General features: G+C 44.8%; 18 protein-coding genes, 1 tRNA gene and 2 rRNA genes. 14 read left to right on the top strand and 7 right to left on the bottom strand.

The window, feature by feature from the left end; genetic code table 11:
- Window positions 1-12: 12 nt before the first annotated feature.
- The 9 genes from rrf (WOA13_RS05210) (at window position 13) to WOA13_RS05170 (ending at window position 5485) form a co-directional block, all read left to right on the top strand.
- Window positions 13-134, top strand: a 5S ribosomal RNA gene (gene rrf, locus WOA13_RS05210).
- Window positions 135-329: 195 nt separating this feature from the next.
- Window positions 330-401: transfer RNA gene (locus tag WOA13_RS05205), tRNA-Cys, on the top strand.
- 24 nt (window positions 402-425) lie between these two features.
- Window positions 426-547, top strand: a 5S ribosomal RNA gene (gene rrf, locus WOA13_RS05200).
- Window positions 548-883: 336 nt separating this feature from the next.
- Window positions 884-1996: an amidohydrolase family protein gene (locus WOA13_RS05195; RefSeq protein WP_342126875.1), complete on the top strand. Its 1113-nt coding sequence runs from the start codon at window positions 884-886 to the stop codon at window positions 1994-1996.
- A gap of 13 nt (window positions 1997-2009) precedes the next feature.
- Window positions 2010-2462: a universal stress protein gene (locus tag WOA13_RS05190; protein WP_342126874.1), complete on the top strand. Its 453-nt coding sequence runs from the start codon at window positions 2010-2012 to the stop codon at window positions 2460-2462.
- Between the two features lie 23 nt (window positions 2463-2485).
- Entirely contained in the window at window positions 2486-3337 is an 852-nt protein-coding gene (locus WOA13_RS05185; protein WP_342126873.1) for a CBS domain-containing protein, read from the top strand.
- Window positions 3338-3408: 71 nt separating this feature from the next.
- On the top strand, window positions 3409-4092 hold the full coding sequence (locus tag WOA13_RS05180) for a 2,5-diamino-6-(ribosylamino)-4(3H)-pyrimidinone 5'-phosphate reductase (protein WP_342126872.1): 684 nt from the start codon (window positions 3409-3411) through the stop codon (window positions 4090-4092).
- Window positions 4093-4288: 196 nt separating this feature from the next.
- On the top strand, window positions 4289-4822 hold the full coding sequence (locus WOA13_RS05175) for a thioredoxin family protein (protein WP_342126871.1): 534 nt from the start codon (window positions 4289-4291) through the stop codon (window positions 4820-4822).
- 18 nt (window positions 4823-4840) lie between these two features.
- The gene (locus tag WOA13_RS05170) at window positions 4841-5485 is read left to right on the top strand and encodes a cytochrome c biogenesis CcdA family protein (protein WP_342126870.1); all 645 of its coding nucleotides are present in this window, start codon (window positions 4841-4843) and stop codon (window positions 5483-5485) included.
- Between the two features lie 95 nt (window positions 5486-5580).
- On the opposite strand, the gene WOA13_RS05165 is transcribed toward WOA13_RS05170, so the two are convergent.
- From WOA13_RS05165 to cbiT, 7 genes are all read right to left on the bottom strand, one after another.
- Complete coding sequence (locus WOA13_RS05165) at window positions 5581-6303, bottom strand: precorrin-8X methylmutase (RefSeq protein ID WP_342126869.1); 723 nt, start codon at window positions 6301-6303, stop codon at window positions 5581-5583.
- Entirely contained in the window at window positions 6293-7096 is an 804-nt protein-coding gene (gene cobJ / locus WOA13_RS05160) for a precorrin-3B C(17)-methyltransferase (RefSeq protein ID WP_342126868.1), read from the bottom strand. Before cobJ ends, WOA13_RS05165 begins: the two co-directional genes overlap by 11 nt.
- Window positions 7065-7418, bottom strand: a complete 354-nt coding sequence (locus WOA13_RS05155; RefSeq protein WP_342126867.1) for a cobalamin biosynthesis protein — start codon at window positions 7416-7418, stop codon at window positions 7065-7067. Before WOA13_RS05155 ends, cobJ begins: the two co-directional genes overlap by 32 nt.
- Window positions 7418-7834: a cobalamin biosynthesis protein CbiG gene (locus WOA13_RS05150; protein ID WP_342126901.1), complete on the bottom strand. Its 417-nt coding sequence runs from the start codon at window positions 7832-7834 to the stop codon at window positions 7418-7420. The genes WOA13_RS05155 and WOA13_RS05150 overlap by 1 nt, the downstream gene beginning before the upstream one ends.
- 92 nt (window positions 7835-7926) lie before the next feature.
- Window positions 7927-8658 (bottom strand): precorrin-4 C(11)-methyltransferase, encoded by a 732-nt coding sequence (gene cobM, locus WOA13_RS05145; RefSeq protein WP_342126866.1) that lies wholly within the window; start codon window positions 8656-8658, stop codon window positions 7927-7929.
- Between the two features lie 14 nt (window positions 8659-8672).
- Window positions 8673-9284, bottom strand: coding sequence for a cobalt-factor II C(20)-methyltransferase (locus WOA13_RS05140; protein WP_342126865.1), 612 nt, complete (start codon window positions 9282-9284; stop codon window positions 8673-8675).
- Between the two features lie 48 nt (window positions 9285-9332).
- Complete coding sequence (cbiT, locus tag WOA13_RS05135) at window positions 9333-9890, bottom strand: precorrin-6Y C5,15-methyltransferase (decarboxylating) subunit CbiT (protein ID WP_342126864.1); 558 nt, start codon at window positions 9888-9890, stop codon at window positions 9333-9335.
- Window positions 9891-9966: 76 nt separating this feature from the next.
- Between cbiT and WOA13_RS05130 the strand changes: the two genes are divergently transcribed.
- From WOA13_RS05130 to WOA13_RS05110, 5 genes are all read left to right on the top strand, one after another.
- Window positions 9967-11442, top strand: coding sequence for a cobyric acid synthase (locus tag WOA13_RS05130; protein ID WP_342126863.1), 1476 nt, complete (start codon window positions 9967-9969; stop codon window positions 11440-11442).
- Window positions 11443-11693: 251 nt separating this feature from the next.
- The gene (gene trpD / locus WOA13_RS05125) at window positions 11694-12755 is read left to right on the top strand and encodes an anthranilate phosphoribosyltransferase (protein WP_342126862.1); all 1062 of its coding nucleotides are present in this window, start codon (window positions 11694-11696) and stop codon (window positions 12753-12755) included.
- Window positions 12709-13383, top strand: a complete 675-nt coding sequence (locus WOA13_RS05120; protein WP_342126861.1) for a phosphoribosylanthranilate isomerase — start codon at window positions 12709-12711, stop codon at window positions 13381-13383. Before trpD ends, WOA13_RS05120 begins: the two co-directional genes overlap by 47 nt.
- The gene (gene trpE, locus WOA13_RS05115) at window positions 13380-14951 is read left to right on the top strand and encodes an anthranilate synthase component I (protein ID WP_342126860.1); all 1572 of its coding nucleotides are present in this window, start codon (window positions 13380-13382) and stop codon (window positions 14949-14951) included. Before WOA13_RS05120 ends, trpE begins: the two co-directional genes overlap by 4 nt.
- Window positions 14948-15538: an anthranilate synthase component II gene (locus WOA13_RS05110; protein WP_342126859.1), complete on the top strand. Its 591-nt coding sequence runs from the start codon at window positions 14948-14950 to the stop codon at window positions 15536-15538. Before trpE ends, WOA13_RS05110 begins: the two co-directional genes overlap by 4 nt.
- The last annotated feature ends 5 nt before the right edge of the window (window positions 15539-15543 follow it).

Below are 15543 nucleotides of genomic sequence, written 5' to 3'. Positions count from 1 at the left end.
ATTAGAGATGAGTATGGCGGCCATAGTGGCAGGGCCACTCCTGTTCCCATTCCGAACACAGAAGATAAGCCTGCCCACGTTGTTTACTGTACTGAGGTACGAGAGTCCTTGGGAAATCTGCATCGCTGCTATACTCACTCTTTACCTTAACTTTTCTTTGATTTGCTACAACCCAAGAGTTGTACCTTTATCTTTTTCAGGTTTCAACATTCCTCCTGGGTTCTGCTCAAAGTAAGTACTGGCCTCGATGGCTGATCAATAGACCTTTGCCTTCATGTCGCAATGTAAAGGCTTATATGTGTGTATTGCCTACTAGGATTCGTTCAAATGCCAAGGTGGCGGAGCGGCTACGCAATCGCCTGCAGAGCGATTCCATTCCGGTTCGAATCCGGACCTTGGCTTTCATCCATTAATACAAGTTTGAGTACGGCGGCCATAGCGGCAGGGCAACTCCTGTTCCCTTTCTGAACACAGAAGATAAGCCTGCCCACGTTGTTTACTGTACTGAGGTACGAGAGTCCTTGGGAAATCTACATCGCTGCTTTGCTCACTCTATTACCCTTTTCTTTTACTTGATCTACACTCACTAGCTTTGAGTTTGTTTTTTTTCTTAAGAGTCTCTGATATGTAATTATACATGATCGCCCTTTTCTAATCCTGCGCTCCAATTTGATTTAAAGATCGACGTCATTGCTGCTCAGAGTATATTCTCTATCTCAATGCCTACTTGCGCTCGAACGAAAGATTACACAAAGTCCCCTTGAGCAACGCGAAAGGGACGCGCGCTCCAGAAGCGCCGATCTGGCGAATGCAGAAGCGCTGATCTGGGTGTAGGATCTGCCGGAGGATATATCTACTTTACTGGATATATTAGTTAGTCGTAATGTCCTGTGAACAGATTATTTCAGGAAAGATCATTCTAGGGGATGAACTGGAATCGATTGAAGGGTATCTCTGCGTGGAGGATGGACTCATAACCGAAATTGGCGAAGAGTCCACAACAAGCAAGAACATCATTGCTCCATGCTTTATTAATTCACATACGCATATCGGAGATTCTGTCTGCAAGGACCCTGTTCTTGGAACGTGCGAGAACTTCCGTGTAAAAAAAGACCTTGACTCTCTCGTAAGACCTCCAGATGGACTGAAGCACAGGATACTCGGTAAAACTTCCTATTCAGACCTGGTGAATTCCATGAGATCAAGTATAGAGGATATGCTGGCAACAGGAACCAGTGCTTTTGCAGATTTCAGGGAAGGTGGGGTTCTCGGTGTATTTGCAATAAAAGAGGCAGCCAATGATCTTAATGTTGACAGTCTGGTACTCGGAAGGCCGAAGGATCCTGATGCACCCATGGATGATGTCATGTTGGAGATCGATCGCATCCTTCAGCACGCTGACGGACTTGGGATGAGTGGGACGAACGATGTTGATATGGAACTTCTGCATAGGTCCAGAAATGTGTCTAAAAACAGGAAACGGAAGTTTGCCATCCATTCCGGGGAAAAGTCCGATGATGATGTTGAGAAAGCCCTCTCTCTTGATCCGGATCTTCTGATCCACATGACCCATGCAAAAAGGTCTGATCTCATGGCAGTAGCAGATGCCGGAATTCCTGTTGTCGTGTGTCCCCGTTCCAATTTCGTTACAGATGTGGGGATGGCCCCTGTGGCTGAAATGCTGGAATTGGGAGTTACTGTGGCAGTTGGTACTGACAATGTGATGTTGAATTCGGTTAACATGTTCTCTGAAATGGAGTTACTATCCAAGGTTTTTGGCCTTGAGGATAGACAAGTATTTAAGATGTGCACGCTAAATGGGGCATCATGCCTGGGATTTAACAATACAGGTTTCATCAGGGAAGGCAATAAAGCCAATCTTATGATTCTGAATGGGGCTTCCAACAACCTGAAGGGTATTAGTGACCCGGTAAGTGGAATGGTCAGAAGAGGCAGGCCAGATGATATTTTATCCATTATCCATACAAACAACTGATGGCGAGGGTAATATGACAAGCGAATTATACAAGAAAATATTGATAGCAACCGATGGTTCTGAAAAGAACAGAAAGGCAATATCCTATGGTATTGAATTTGCGAAATTGAGTGGGGCAAAGTTGTATGTTGTTTATGTGGTGGATACCGCTGCTTTTGCTTCTATTCCAATGGATGCAGGATGGGAGATGATGTATGAACTTCTCGAGACTGAAGGAAATGACTCCTTGAAGAAAGTGGAAGAATTTGCATCGGATGCTGGTCTTGATATGGAATCAGCAGTCCTTGAAGGTCATCCCAGTCATGAGATCCTTGAATATGCAAAGGACAATAATATTGATCTGATAGTAGTTGGCACACTTGGAAAGGGTGGTATCGACAGATTCCTCCTTGGAAGCGTTGCTGAGAAGGTCACTCGCAACTCAGAAGTTCCTGTACTTGTTGTGCGTAGTGAAAAAGACGAATGAAATTATACTGAGGTTTTAAAAATATGCCTAAGGATACACTCGTTAGAGACGTAATGGTAAAGGATGTTGCATGTGTGGCTCTTCCCGGTTCAAGGGATGAGGTCCTTTCCATTCTGAAAGACAAGCGGGTTTCAGGACTTCCTGTTCTCAAAGACAATAAAGTTGTAGGTATCGTAAGTCGTTCCAACTTACTCAAGAACCCTACCGAGGAGCAACTTGCCCTGTTGATGGCACGTGACCCTGTTACAATAAGTCCCGATGAGGATATCACAATTGCAGCACGCCTTTTGCTTAAGCATGGTATCAGAAGGATTCCTGTAGTTGAAGATGAAAAACTTGTGGGATTGGTAACTGTTGCCGACGTTGTTGGCAGCATGGTTGATCTGAACATCACTGATCCGATCGGTGAATATCTCAATCATGGGGTAGGTCCTGTCTGGAATCTGACACCTCTTCCTGTGGTTGCAAGGCACATGGAACTTGCACACGTAAAGGCAGTTCCTGTCATCGATTCAACACTTGAACTTGTAGGTATAATCTCAGACCGTGATGTCATCAGCTCAAGTGTCATTGAGGATTCTGTTGAAATGTCAGACATGTCAGCAGGTTCTGATGATGATGAATGGACATGGGAAAGTATGAGAGATACAATGAGTATCTATTATAGTGTCTCAAGGATCAAAGTTCCGGATGTGCCTGTAAATGACGTAATGGTTAAAGATCCGATCACAGCATCAAACAATATGGGTGTTAGTGAGTGTGCTCTTAAGATGAAGAGGCACAGGATCGACCAGGTACCTGTCGTTGATGCAAACCAGAAATTCATCGGACTGTTGAGAGATCGCTATCTCTTAAAAGCACTTCTAAAGTACTGATACTTGCGGAGCCGACAGCTACAGCTGTTCCTGTCGGCCCATTTGTTTTATTTTTCTGGGTGTGTTTTGTTATGGGCAGGCCATTTATTTTTATTAATTCAGCAATGTCAGCTGATGGAAAGATCTCCACAAAGGAAAGAAAGCAGGTCCGGATCTCCGGTGATGTGGACTTTGACCGAATGGATGAACTCCGTGCAACATCTGACGCAATAGTAGTTGGCATTGGTACGGTTCTTGCAGACGATCCAAGTCTCACTGTCAAATCCAAATCCCGCCGTACTGCTCGTAAGGCCAGTGGTTCAGATGAGGATCCTATCCGTATTGTAATTGATAGCAAGGCAAGAACTCCTCTGGATGCTGATATTTTCATAAAGGGTGAGGGGAAGCGGATCATTGCAGTTTCAGGTTCAGCTCCTGAAGACAGAGTGAAAATGCTTCAGCAAAAGGCATTGGTGATAACTGCCGGAGATGAGCAGGTGGATCTGTGTGCATTAATGAAAGAGCTCGATTCCATGGGAGTAAAGCGTCTAATGATAGAAGGTGGTGCCACTCTTAATTGGGCTATGCTTTCAAATGGTCTCGTGGATGAGATATATTCGTTTGTAGGCAATCTGCTAATTGGTGGAACCTGTGCTCCTACACTTGTTGATGGTTCAGGGTTTGATGAGGACGATGTCCTGAAACTGGATCTTATGGGTATGGAAAAAATGGATGAGGGCGTGCTTTTAAAGTGGGCTGTTGTCAACAGACACTGATGCCTCTCTAACATCTTTCATTTTATTTATTTATTTATTTATTTTATCTAATTTCGATTGGGGTTTTTTTCAATGGGTTTTGTGCCACTATGCAACAATCGTGCAAAACCTTTATATCAAAACAGAGCTACTTTTATTTTGTTGCCGGAATAATGTTAGTTATATAAGATAATATCATAATTTAAATGGTGATGGAATGAGGGCTAAGATCTGTTTTCTTGTAATGGTTGTTGCTGCAGTCCTGATCGCAGGATGTGTTTCAGATGTCACTCCTGTAGATGATTTCGATTCAACAGTATCTGCTGAAAGAGCAGCAATCCTTGTTACTGAGCAACAGCAGATAGATGATGCCCTGGAAGATGGTCCTGTCCTTCTTAAAGCAGGTGCTGAATGGTGTCCTCCATGCAGGCAGCTGGATCCGGTCATCGATGAATTGGCACTCGATTATGAAGGCCGGGCGACTGTCATGTTTATTGATACTGAGCTTACTCCCGAACTTGGTGCCAGATTCAATGTGTATTCTATACCCGATACGACTGTGATAGTTGATATTGAAGATGGGAATTATGTCTTCATGAGGTATGATGGTGTCAAAGAAATGGATCGAAATAAAGCTCGTGTCCTCGGTTATGTGGATAAAGATGTTTTTGAGATAATTCTTGGTCATGCAATAGAGTATCGGAATAATATTTCTGAAAGCGAGCTTTCTTTGAATACATCTGATGTCTAATTGTGCAGGTGGTTGAATATGGATCTGGGTGGGGTAACGCCGGTCGCAGCTTTTGCAGCAGGCATGATAAGCATCTTTTCTCCCTGTGTTCTTCCACTGCTGCCTGCAATATTTGCTTATTCGACCTCTAAGGGACCTTTGAGACCTGTTGCAATTGTCCTCGGTCTCTCAATATCGTTTACTATCATGGGGGTTATAACTTCTGCATTTGGCTCATTCTTCCAGCAATATCTCTTGTATCTCAGTGCCTTTGCAGGTCTTGTGATCATACTTTTCGGTTTCACACTGATCTTTGATCTTGCTACTTTCAACAGGTTTGCTACCCTTACCGGCACAGATGTCAAGGAAAAGGGTTTACTCGGCGGATTACTTTTAGGAATGTCACTGGGAATAATATGGATTCCGTGCATAGGTCCGATACTAGCATCTATCCTTGCACTGGTTGCTGTTGAAGGCGACATTGCCTATGGTGCCTTTTTGCTTTTCATTTATTCCATGGGTCTCGGGATTCCTATGCTTGTGATCGCATATTCGGCGAATATCTCTTCCTCTGTCCTTAGCAACATTGCAAGGTATGATATGTATGTCAAAAAAGGTGCAGGTGTTGTGTTGATACTCGTTGGACTATGGATGCTTTACAGCAATGTCTTTGTCAGGTTGTAATTATTGGGATATGGTCTGTTGAACAGGCAATATCATTGGACCTAAAAAAGAAGAGAAACAAAAAAGAATGAAGAAATGAGTGATGTATGCTATTATCACTCGTCCCTTTCTTTTGCAATGGCAACAAGCTCATTGACACATGCAACTGCCATTGGTGTTCCGCCACGTGTTCCAATGCAGGTGATGGATGGTACATCCATTTTCCTTACTTCTTCCTTTGATTCTGCGGCGTTGACGAAACCAACAGGGGTTCCGACTATGAGTGCAGGTTTGATTCCATGCTCGATCATCCTGCAGACTGCAAGTGCTGCAGATGGTGCATTTCCAATTGCGACAATAGAACCTTCAAGCCTGTCTCTTGCTAAAAGGAAACCTGCAGCAGTTCTTGTTATGCCGTATTTTTTGGCAACTTCTGCGTTCTGGTCTTCATCAAGGACGCAAATAACTTCACAGTCATGGCCTTTCTTTGTAATTCCGGCTTTGACCATGTTGATATCTACGAAAATAGGAGCTCCATTTTTGATTGCTTCTACTCCTGCATCTACGGGATTGTTGGTGTAGGACATGATATCTGCAACTGATGGGTCTCCTGTGGAGATCACACAACGCTGTGTAACACGTTCTTCAGGAGTTTCCTTTTCTCCCTTAACTATGAGGTCATGAGCAATGCGACGACTTGTCATGTAGATCGTCTTTGCTTCATCTGTGCGGGCACCTGAGTCAGAACAATCTTTAATGAGCTCCTGATCGATGTTAACTGTCATCTCTACCAGATCTTCAAGTTCCGGGATGTCCTTGTTGTTGTTTTCAGTAGTCATATTTCTTCTGATACCCCCTAGGTGTGATTATTTTTTCGCCTTTCTCATTCTTCCAGATGCGGGAATCCGCATTACAGACAATGATCATTGTGCTCATGTCTACCCAGTCATTGTAGTCAAGCACATCTTCAAGGGTTGTGACAATGTAGTCCTGGCTCTCACCACGAAGTGCGTTCTTGACAAGTCCTACAGGCACTGATCCGTCCTTGTGCTTCTTTATGATCTCAATGGCCCTTGAGAAATTGGAGTGACGTTGCCTGCTCTTTGGATTGTAGAGTGATATAACGAAATCAGCAGATGCTGCTGCATTCAGGCGTTTTTCAATGACTTCCCATGGTGTGAGAAGATCACTGAGACTGATGACTGCAAAGTCATTCACAATAGGTGCGCCGAGTACACTTGCACCGGCTGTGATAGCGGTGACTCCGGGGAGTACTTCTACGTCGACATCAAGATCCTCGTGCTCTGCAACTTCAAGGACTAGGCCTGCCATACCATAGACATTTGCATCTCCGCCGCTTATCATGGAGACAACCTTGTTCTCTTTAGCAAGGTTAACTGCCTTTTTAGCACGGTCTACTTCTTTGCCCATTGCACTGCGTACGATCTCCTGCTCTCCAAGAAGACTTTCCACCTGGTCAAGATATGTGCCGTTACCTACAACATAATCTGAATTCAGTATAACATCTCTGGCACGTACAGTAAGCTGCTCAACAGAGCCTGGTCCGATACCGATGATGAATAATTTGCCATTTTTATTTTCATTCTGCGATTGCAATTGTGATCCTTCCATATACTTTCTTTTCCAGTATCAATTTCTTATTAGCAGATAATGCTAACGCTGCCGGCTCGGCAACACCCTTGAGTCCAAATCTGCTTGCCTGTGAGTCGGACGGAACTTCAAAACCGTTAAGTATGTCGTCAGGGAGGAACTTGATATCAAATCCCATTTTATCGATTGCCTCTATGAGCCCGGTCTCGTTCTCCTTCAGAGTTGATGATGCGAACATCTTTATTTCACTTTCATCTTTCCCGACCTCTTCCAGAGCCTGCTTTACAGCATCGAGGACCTCTTCGGACGATACGCCCCTGCGAGCACCTATTCCAATGTACATTAATTGTCCGCCTTCTCTTTTTTCAGCACAGACACATCATTTTCCACAATAACGATCTTTGGTCCTTTTATTTCAAGAACTTCCACGTCCTGGTCAAGCAGGGCGCAGTTCACATCCCTTGTGGATTCCTTGTTGACGATATCATAGCCAAGCTTGGCAGCAATACCCTCTACGGAATTACGGTTGTGCACTTCAGTGGCAGTTGTAATGACGGGGACAACCCCCATCTCTGATATCTTCCGGACAAGCTCGTTAGCTCCGTGATGTCCGCCAAGAAGGGAGATCGCAAAGTTAAGGTTCGAGTCAACTACAACGACTGCGGGGTCTTCCCATTTATCAACTACCAATGGTGCGATCTCACGCACTACTATGCCTGTGGCGAAGACCGCCACTATGGCCTGGTAATCCTCGAAAATATCTTCGAAGATGCCTTTCTTGTAAATGATAACATCTGCATCGATGTGGTCAGCCAGTTTGTTGGCAACATCGAGATTGCGTTCAAATGTTATTACAGCGGTTCTTGTGCTACTCCGTATAAGTGTGACCTCCTGTAATCGACAGGGTCTACTACTCCGCCGATAAGGATCATTGCACTGCGTATGATGCCTTCATCCTTGACCTTCTGTGCAATGTCTGCTACTGTACCGTACACGATCTTCTGGTCGGGCCATGATGCATGGAATACTACAGCTACTGGGGTATCTTCTGAATATTCGACCTTTTCCATTATCTCCTCGATCTTCTGGGTGCCGAGGAATACTGCCATTGTTGCGTTGTGCCTTGAAAGTTCCTTAATTATATCTTTCTCAAGGGTCTTGCCGGCAGGACGAGTGATTATAAGTGTATCAGAAACTCCGTTGAGGGTGAGCTGTGTGTCAAGCGCTGCTGCAGTTGCGAAAACAGAAGATACTCCTGGTACGCGCTCTACTGTTATGTCGTACTTCTTCAACTCTTCCATCTGTTCAACGACGTTACCGTAGAGTGATGGATCTCCGCTGTGCAGGCGTACTACCTTCTTTCCTTCCTTAACGGCATCTGCCATTTTCTTTGTGATCTCATCAAGGGTCAGTCCATAACTGTCTACTTTCTCTCCCTTACAATAGTCAACCACGATGGGGTTCACAAGTGAACCTGCATATACTACAAGGTCTGCTTCTTCCAGCTTTTCCTTGCCGAGTAATGTGATAAGTTTTGGGTTTCCTGGTCCGGAGCCCACAAAAGTAACTACATTATCTGCCATTTGATATGACCTCTTTAGTTCTTTTTTGCATATACGATGCTGAAGTAGTTCCCTTTCTCAGGAATCTCTTCTGAATTCTTGACAATGACTTCCCTGTCAGAGAATAGCCTCTCTGCAAAGATGAACTCATTGTAACCTTCCTCTTTGAAGTCGTCCATGATCTCTTTTGGACGGGTTGCCTTAAGCCTTATCTTGTGCTTTGTCTCAGATCCGTCGCTGACCTCAAAGGATGTGTCAACTTCTGCATCGGTCCTTGCAGCAAATGATGTTATTGAACTGATTCCCGGGACAGTTGAAGTTTCAACATCCGGGTAGTGCTTGTTCATAACACGTTTGAGGTGTGTGAAAGTGGAAAAGAAGTTTGGATCGCCGATAAGCCCGAAAGCAACATTTCCGTTCCTTGACTCCTCTGCAATAAGGTCGGCATTCTTCTTCCATACTTCGTTCAGAACGTCATAATCCCTTAACATAGGGAAATCCAGAATTTCTGGTGTTGCATATGGTTCTACCAGCTTTGCTGCCATCTCTCCAGGCACATACACCTTGTCGCTGTTTTTGAGAATGTTCACAGCTTTAAGTGTAAGAAGTTCAGGGTCACCTGGCCCAAGTCCTACTCCTATCAACATTTTTCTATCTCCGCAATTAAATTATAATATTCATTATTGTCAGTTCTTTCATGCATCCTGTAGTTTGCCCACGACAATGTAGACCGGGTTTTCAGGTTTGAACATTGTCTCGCCTGTAAGTTCATAACCTCTGGTAATGGTAACGTGGACGACCTCGGAGAATATCCCAAGTTCTTTCATCTTGTTGATCACATTGACCACGGTTTCGATCCTTACCGCATTCACAACAATATTTCTTGCTTTCTTTTTGTAGAGCACGTCCAGTACACTGGATATGTTCTTTGTCCCGCCTACAAAAGCACAGTCAATGGTTCCGATATCAGCATTCTGGTCAATGGATTCGGAGGATTCGCCACTAATTAATGTGACGTCATCTACACCGAAATTTTTGAAGTTCTGCCTTGCTACATCGATAGCTTTTTCCCTTGCATCGATGGCAACGACCTTAAGTCCACGTGCTATCTTCGATGCTTCGATGGAAACAGCGCCTGTTCCACATCCAACATCATAGAACGTGATCCCGTCTTTCAGTTCCATTTTTGATAATGAGATCGCGATGACCTCTGGCTTTGTTGGCCCTCCGCTTATGTGCAATAGTTCTGACATTTTTCACCTAACTAAAGTAAATTGGAGTTAATTAGATATAGCATAATAAACGTTGTCACATAAAAGGTTGTTGTGAATGAATACTAAAAAACATTTGTTAATACTGGGAACGGCTTCTCATGTTGGCAAGAGTGCAGTTGTGACTGGCCTTTGTCGCATACTTGCTGCCAAACACAAGGTCGCTCCCTTCAAAGCACAGAACATGAGCCTAAACTCATGGATCACTAAGGATGGGAAAGAGATCGGTATCGCCCAGGCAATCCAGGCGATGGCAGCAGGCATTGAGCCAACTGCCGATATGAATCCGGTTCTGCTCAAACCCAAAGGGGACCGCGTCTCACAGGTTATACTTCTGGGAGAACCTTATGCTGACAAGAGTGCAGGTTCATATTATGATTCCATAGAGGAAACACATGATGTCCTGAGGGGTGCCCTTCAGCGGCTTGCGGATGAGTATGAGCTCATTGTCATGGAAGGTGCCGGCGGTGCTGCTGAGATCAACCTGTATGAGCGTGATATTGTTAACATCGGTACAGCAAGGATAACCGACGCGCCTATCATCCTCGTGGGTGATATCGAAAGGGGCGGTGTTTTTGCAAGTCTTTATGGTACCATCGAACTGCTTCCTGAAGATGTGCGCAAGAACGTCCGTGGTTTTATCATAAACAAGTTCAGGGGAGACCCGGCTATACTTGAATCAGGTCTTACGGAACTTGAAGAGCGCACGGGAATTCCTGTTCTCGGAGTCCTTCCTCATTTCAAGCTGAGGATCCCTTCAGAAGATTCCGTGTCCATTGGTGATAAATCCTCAGACAGCTCCGATGTTCATGATGTTGACATTGCTGTTATACGTCTTCCGAGGATCTCAAACTTCACTGATTTCGAGCCTCTGGAGCGTATGGCAAAGGTCAGGTATGTGGATCTGGATGAAGATCTTGGCAATCCTGATGCGATTATTATCCCTGGTACTAAGAATACTACCAGTGATCTTCACGACCTCATGGAAAGTGGCATGGCTGATAAGATCCGTTGCTTCAATGGAAAGATCCCTATTCTTGGTATCTGTGGTGGTTACCAGATGCTTGGAAGGTCTATCCTCGACTCCGGTATCGAAGGCGGTGAAGCTGCAACTTTCGAGGGACTTGGCCTGCTGGACATCGAGACTGTTTTCGATGCATACGAGAAGCGTACCGTTCAGGTAATGAAGACTGTTAAAAAGTGTGGTCCGATCTTCGATAATATTGCCGGTGAAGATGTAAAAGGATATGAGATCCACATGGGTATGTCCTCTTCAAAGAGGCCGGTCTTCGGAGATGATGGCTGTGCTGACGACAGTGGACTTGTGATCGGTACATATTTACATGGTCTTTTCGAGAACCAGAATGTAAGGCACGCTCTTGTGAAATATCTGGCTGAAAAGAAAGGCATTGAATTTGAAGACGAATATATTCCGGAGCAGGATCCGTATGATGAGCTCGCTGATGTCATACGTGAGCGCCTGGATATGTCTCGTATCTATGAAATGCTTGGATTGGGCCCGGATGGGTTCTGATCAGCATTTTTTTATTTTGGATAATGTCCTTTTCTCTTCTTTTATTCAAAATCCTTTTCAGTTTTCAATTCATTTCTTTTCCCTTTTCCTGATTGCTTCATGATTACTTGAATTGAAATTTGCATTCTCTCTTAGTAGTCTCGCTCTTTTTCATTTTCATCTTTGCAGATTCTCTGAATAAAGTTTATATACGAAGACCTATGTTATACATCATTGTACACAATTATACATTAATGCAAGTAGGTGTCATTATGAAACGTTGTCTCCAAAAATTAATCGAGGGTAATGATCTGACAAGGGCCGAAGCAGAAGCTGCTATGGAGCAGATACTGGAGAGTGCTACAGATGCACAGATCGGCGCATTTGTTATGGGTATGAAGATGAAAGGCGAGACTCCGGATGAGATCACTGGATTTGTAAACGCCATGTTGAAAGTGGCTAATCTGATATCTCCTGAAGTAAAGGGTACTCTTGTTGATGTAGTAGGTACAGGCGGTGACCGCCACAACACTATCAATATCTCAACTCCAGCCGCTATTGTTGCAGCAGCTGCAGGTGTTACTGTGGCAAAACACGGTAACTATTCCTTTTCATCCCTCTCAGGAAGTGCGGATGTACTCAGGGAACTTGGTGTGAAGATCGATCTTGAACCTGACCAGGTTAAAAAATCTATCGAGGACACTGGAATTGGCTTCATGCTTGCCCCAAAGTTCCATCCTGCAATGAAGAGGGTAGTAGGACCAAGAAAAGAGATGGGTGTAAGGACTATGTTCAACATTCTCGGTCCTCTGACAAACCCTACAGGTGCAAAGTCACAGGTTGTAGGTGTATTTGATAAGAGCCTTTGCAGGCTTATGGCAGAAGCTCTCTGCAGGCTTGGAAAGGAGCATGTACTTGTGCTTCATGGTGATGGGATGGATGAGATCAGCACTCTTTCCGAAACATACATCGTTGAGCTTAAGGACGGTCTGATCACAACATATACAATAACTCCCGAAGAGTTGGGTATCCCAAGGGCTAAAGCCACTGATATTGTGGGCGGTACTCCGGAAGAGAATGCCCGTGATATACTTTACATCTTCAATGGTGAGAAAGGTCCTAAAAGGGATATTATCGTTGTCAATGCTGCAGCTGCGATCTACGTTGCAGGCATGGCTGACTCTATCAAGGAAGCTATTCCAATTGCAGAAGAGGCAATTGATAGCGGAAAAGCATTAGACAAACTGAAGCAGTTCATCGAATTCACATCCGGCAAAAAGGTGGAAAATGAATCACTCAACGCGTGTCAAAGTATGCGGCATGAGGTCTGCTGAAGACATCGACCTTGCAGTAAGTTCTGGTGCGGATGCAGTTGGTTTCATAACTGATGTTCCGGTGGCGAGTCCCCGGAAGATCGATCTCAAAAAGGCTCAGGAACTTGTTTCCCGTGTTCCTTTTTTTGTGGATTCCGTACTGGTCATCATGCCGGAAACAGCCATTGAGGCAATCGATATGATAAATTCGGTAAGACCTGATGTGGTCCAGATCCACAGTCCTCTTGATATTGATAATATGAGATCGGTTCGAGATAATACGGATGTTGAAATTATTCGTACTTTCCATGTTCCTTCCGAAGGCGATGTAACGGTCACTGATCTTGTTGATGAGATCAATTTACTTTCATCTGAGGGCCTTATCGATGGTATCCTGCTGGATTCCTATGTTTCCGGTAAGGTCGGCGGGACCGGTAAAGTACATGATCTTTCCATAAGCAGGCAGGTCGTGGAACTTGTGGATGTACCTGTGGTACTGGCAGGTGGTCTGACTGCTGACAATGTCGCAGAGTGCGTAAAGCAGGTCTCCCCCTTTGCTGTGGATACGGCTTCCGGTGTGGAAACTGATGGAAAGAAGGATGCAGAAAAGATAAGGCGTTTTGTAAATGAGGTAAGGTGTGCCAGATGATATCGTTCGATCTTACAAAGGATGAGTTCACAGAACTTGTGAACAACTCAAGAGGTCCTTCACTTGTACAGCTTATGGCCAAAGTGAGGTCGGATTGCTCTCCTTTGCAGCTATATACTACATTCCAGAATGAAGATTACTCTTATATGCTTGAATCAGTGGAGAAGGAAAAAAGGCATGCACGTTTCTCTTTTGTTGGTGCCTATCCTGATGTTGTGGCTAAAATAAGCGGACGCAAACTTAGTCTTGAATACGGGGTAGATTCTGTACTTATTGATACTATCCGTTCAAAACTGGATGTTGAATGTGAGAACATAATGGACGATGGTTCTGTCCTGAGGGCTGACATAAAGGCCGGTTCTGATGTAGTGGATGCACTACGTGCAGTGTTCCCCACTGCAGATGGTACTGTTCTCCTGAACGGGAATAGATTTGACAGGCAGACCTTCCTTGGAGGTGCCATTGGTTACAATGGTTATGATATGATCTATGACTGCTGGTTAGATATCCAGAGGCGCCACCAGCCTGATGTGCCTGATATGCAGTTCATCCTTACCACAAGTACGTTTGTCTTTGATCACCTGACCGACGAGACCTATATGGTGCTGACCCCTTTCGCAGGTGAGGGTTGTGATCCTGGTAAATTATACGATGATGCATTGGAGGAAGCAGAGGAAATGTGCCAGTGCCTCCGTGATGCTGCGTATGTGAAACTTGGTGAGCTCCCAGAGCTTTCAGGTTCCTCTGAAGCTGTCTGTAACATGGATCAGGATGCATTTGAAAAGGCTGTAGTTGCAGCCAAGGAGCATATTCTGGACGGTGATATTTTCCAGGTGGTGCTTTCCAGGCGCTATTCAATGGAAATAGAACAAACTCCTCTGGAGTTATATCGTACTCTCAGGGGTATCAACCCCAGCCCTTATATGTATCTCTTCAGCTTCCGCGACCTGAGCATCGTGGGTGCAAGTCCCGAGACACTCATGACAGTACATGAGCGCAAGGTCATAACGAATCCTATAGCAGGAACATGTCCTCGTGGAAAGGATGAAGACGAGGACGATGAATATGCTGCTAAAATGATGTCCGACAAGAAAGAGCGTGCAGAACATGTTATGCTCGTGGATCTGGGAAGGAATGATGTACGCATGGTCTCTAAGTCCGGTTCAGTGAAGGTGAGTGATTTCATGAGCGTTGTAAAATACTCTCATGTCCAGCACATCGAGAGCACAGTTTGCGGAGAACTTCGGCCTGAATGTGACCAGTTCGATGCCACACGTGCCATCTTCCCGGCGGGAACACTCTCCGGTGCACCGAAGATAAGGGCCATGGAGATCATTGATGAGTTTGAACCATCAGCACGTGGAGTATACGGCGGTGGTGTCGGATATTACTCATGGAACGGCGATGTGGACACTGCCATTGTCATAAGGACAGTTATAATAAAGGACGGGATTGCCAATGTGCAGGCAGGTGCCGGTATAGTTGCAGATTCCGATCCAACGTATGAGTATGAGGAAACGGAGCGTAAAATGGCTGCAATGATAGCTGCTATGGGAGGTAAAAGATGAAAGTATTATTTGTGAATAACCGTGATTCTTTCGTCTGGAATCTTGTGGATTATGTTTCCATGTTCGAATCTGATACTCTTGTCGTTCCGAACTCAATATCTGTAGATGAGGTCCGGGAAATATCTCCTGATGCAATTGTCATATCGCCTGGTCCGGGAAATCCTGAGAATGGCCGTGATGTCGGTAGCTGTATCGATATAATACGTGAATTTGGCAGTAAAGTTCCTATACTGGGTGTTTGTTTCGGACACCAGGCTATTAACACTGCATTCGGTGGAACGATCGCACGCTCGAAAGGAGGTCCTGTTCATGGTAAAGCCTCAGTCGTAATTCATGACACTTCACCATTGTTCAATGAGATCCCTACCTCATTCTATGCGGGCAGGTATCATTCCCTTTCAGTCGAGAGGATTGCTAATGATTTGGAAATAACTGCACAGGATGAGAATGGTCTTATTATGGGCCTCAGGCACAGGGAATATCCGGTATATGGGGTCCAGTTCCATCCGGAATCAGTTCTGACCCCTGAAGGGATGAAGCTCATTGAGAATTTCCTGAAGGTCGCAGGTATGGAAACGAAGGATTAATGTTC

The sequence above is a fragment of the Methanococcoides sp. LMO-2 genome, from assembly GCF_038432375.1.
Classification (GTDB): Archaea; Halobacteriota; Methanosarcinia; order Methanosarcinales; family Methanosarcinaceae; genus Methanococcoides; species Methanococcoides cohabitans.
This window is presented reverse-complemented; position numbering and strand designations above follow the sequence as displayed.

Bases quoted from the DNA above. Each gene is read 5' to 3' on its own strand.
- WOA13_RS05175 (WP_342126871.1), top strand. From the start codon at position 4,289: ATGAGGGCTAAGATCTGTTTTCTTGTAATGGTTGTTGCTGCAGTCCTG.
- cobJ (WP_342126868.1), bottom strand. From the start codon at position 7,096: ATGGAAGGATCACAATTGCAATCGCAGAATGAAAATAAAAATGGCAAA.
- cbiT (WP_342126864.1), bottom strand. From the start codon at position 9,890: ATGTCAGAACTATTGCACATAAGCGGAGGGCCAACAAAGCCAGAGGTC.
- WOA13_RS05190 (WP_342126874.1), top strand. From the start codon at position 2,010: ATGACAAGCGAATTATACAAGAAAATATTGATAGCAACCGATGGTTCT.
- trpD (WP_342126862.1), top strand. From the start codon at position 11,694: ATGAAACGTTGTCTCCAAAAATTAATCGAGGGTAATGATCTGACAAGG.
- WOA13_RS05170 (WP_342126870.1), top strand. From the start codon at position 4,841: ATGGATCTGGGTGGGGTAACGCCGGTCGCAGCTTTTGCAGCAGGCATG.
- WOA13_RS05110 (WP_342126859.1), top strand. From the start codon at position 14,948: ATGAAAGTATTATTTGTGAATAACCGTGATTCTTTCGTCTGGAATCTT.
- WOA13_RS05130 (WP_342126863.1), top strand. From the start codon at position 9,967: ATGAATACTAAAAAACATTTGTTAATACTGGGAACGGCTTCTCATGTT.
- WOA13_RS05155 (WP_342126867.1), bottom strand. From the start codon at position 7,418: ATGTACATTGGAATAGGTGCTCGCAGGGGCGTATCGTCCGAAGAGGTC.
- WOA13_RS05140 (WP_342126865.1), bottom strand. From the start codon at position 9,284: ATGTTGATAGGAGTAGGACTTGGGCCAGGTGACCCTGAACTTCTTACA.
- WOA13_RS05120 (WP_342126861.1), top strand. From the start codon at position 12,709: ATGAATCACTCAACGCGTGTCAAAGTATGCGGCATGAGGTCTGCTGAA.
- WOA13_RS05185 (WP_342126873.1), top strand. From the start codon at position 2,486: ATGCCTAAGGATACACTCGTTAGAGACGTAATGGTAAAGGATGTTGCA.
- cobM (WP_342126866.1), bottom strand. From the start codon at position 8,658: ATGGCAGATAATGTAGTTACTTTTGTGGGCTCCGGACCAGGAAACCCA.
- WOA13_RS05165 (WP_342126869.1), bottom strand. From the start codon at position 6,303: ATGACTACTGAAAACAACAACAAGGACATCCCGGAACTTGAAGATCTG.
- trpE (WP_342126860.1), top strand. From the start codon at position 13,380: ATGATATCGTTCGATCTTACAAAGGATGAGTTCACAGAACTTGTGAAC.
- WOA13_RS05180 (WP_342126872.1), top strand. From the start codon at position 3,409: ATGGGCAGGCCATTTATTTTTATTAATTCAGCAATGTCAGCTGATGGA.
- WOA13_RS05195 (WP_342126875.1), top strand. From the start codon at position 884: ATGTCCTGTGAACAGATTATTTCAGGAAAGATCATTCTAGGGGATGAA.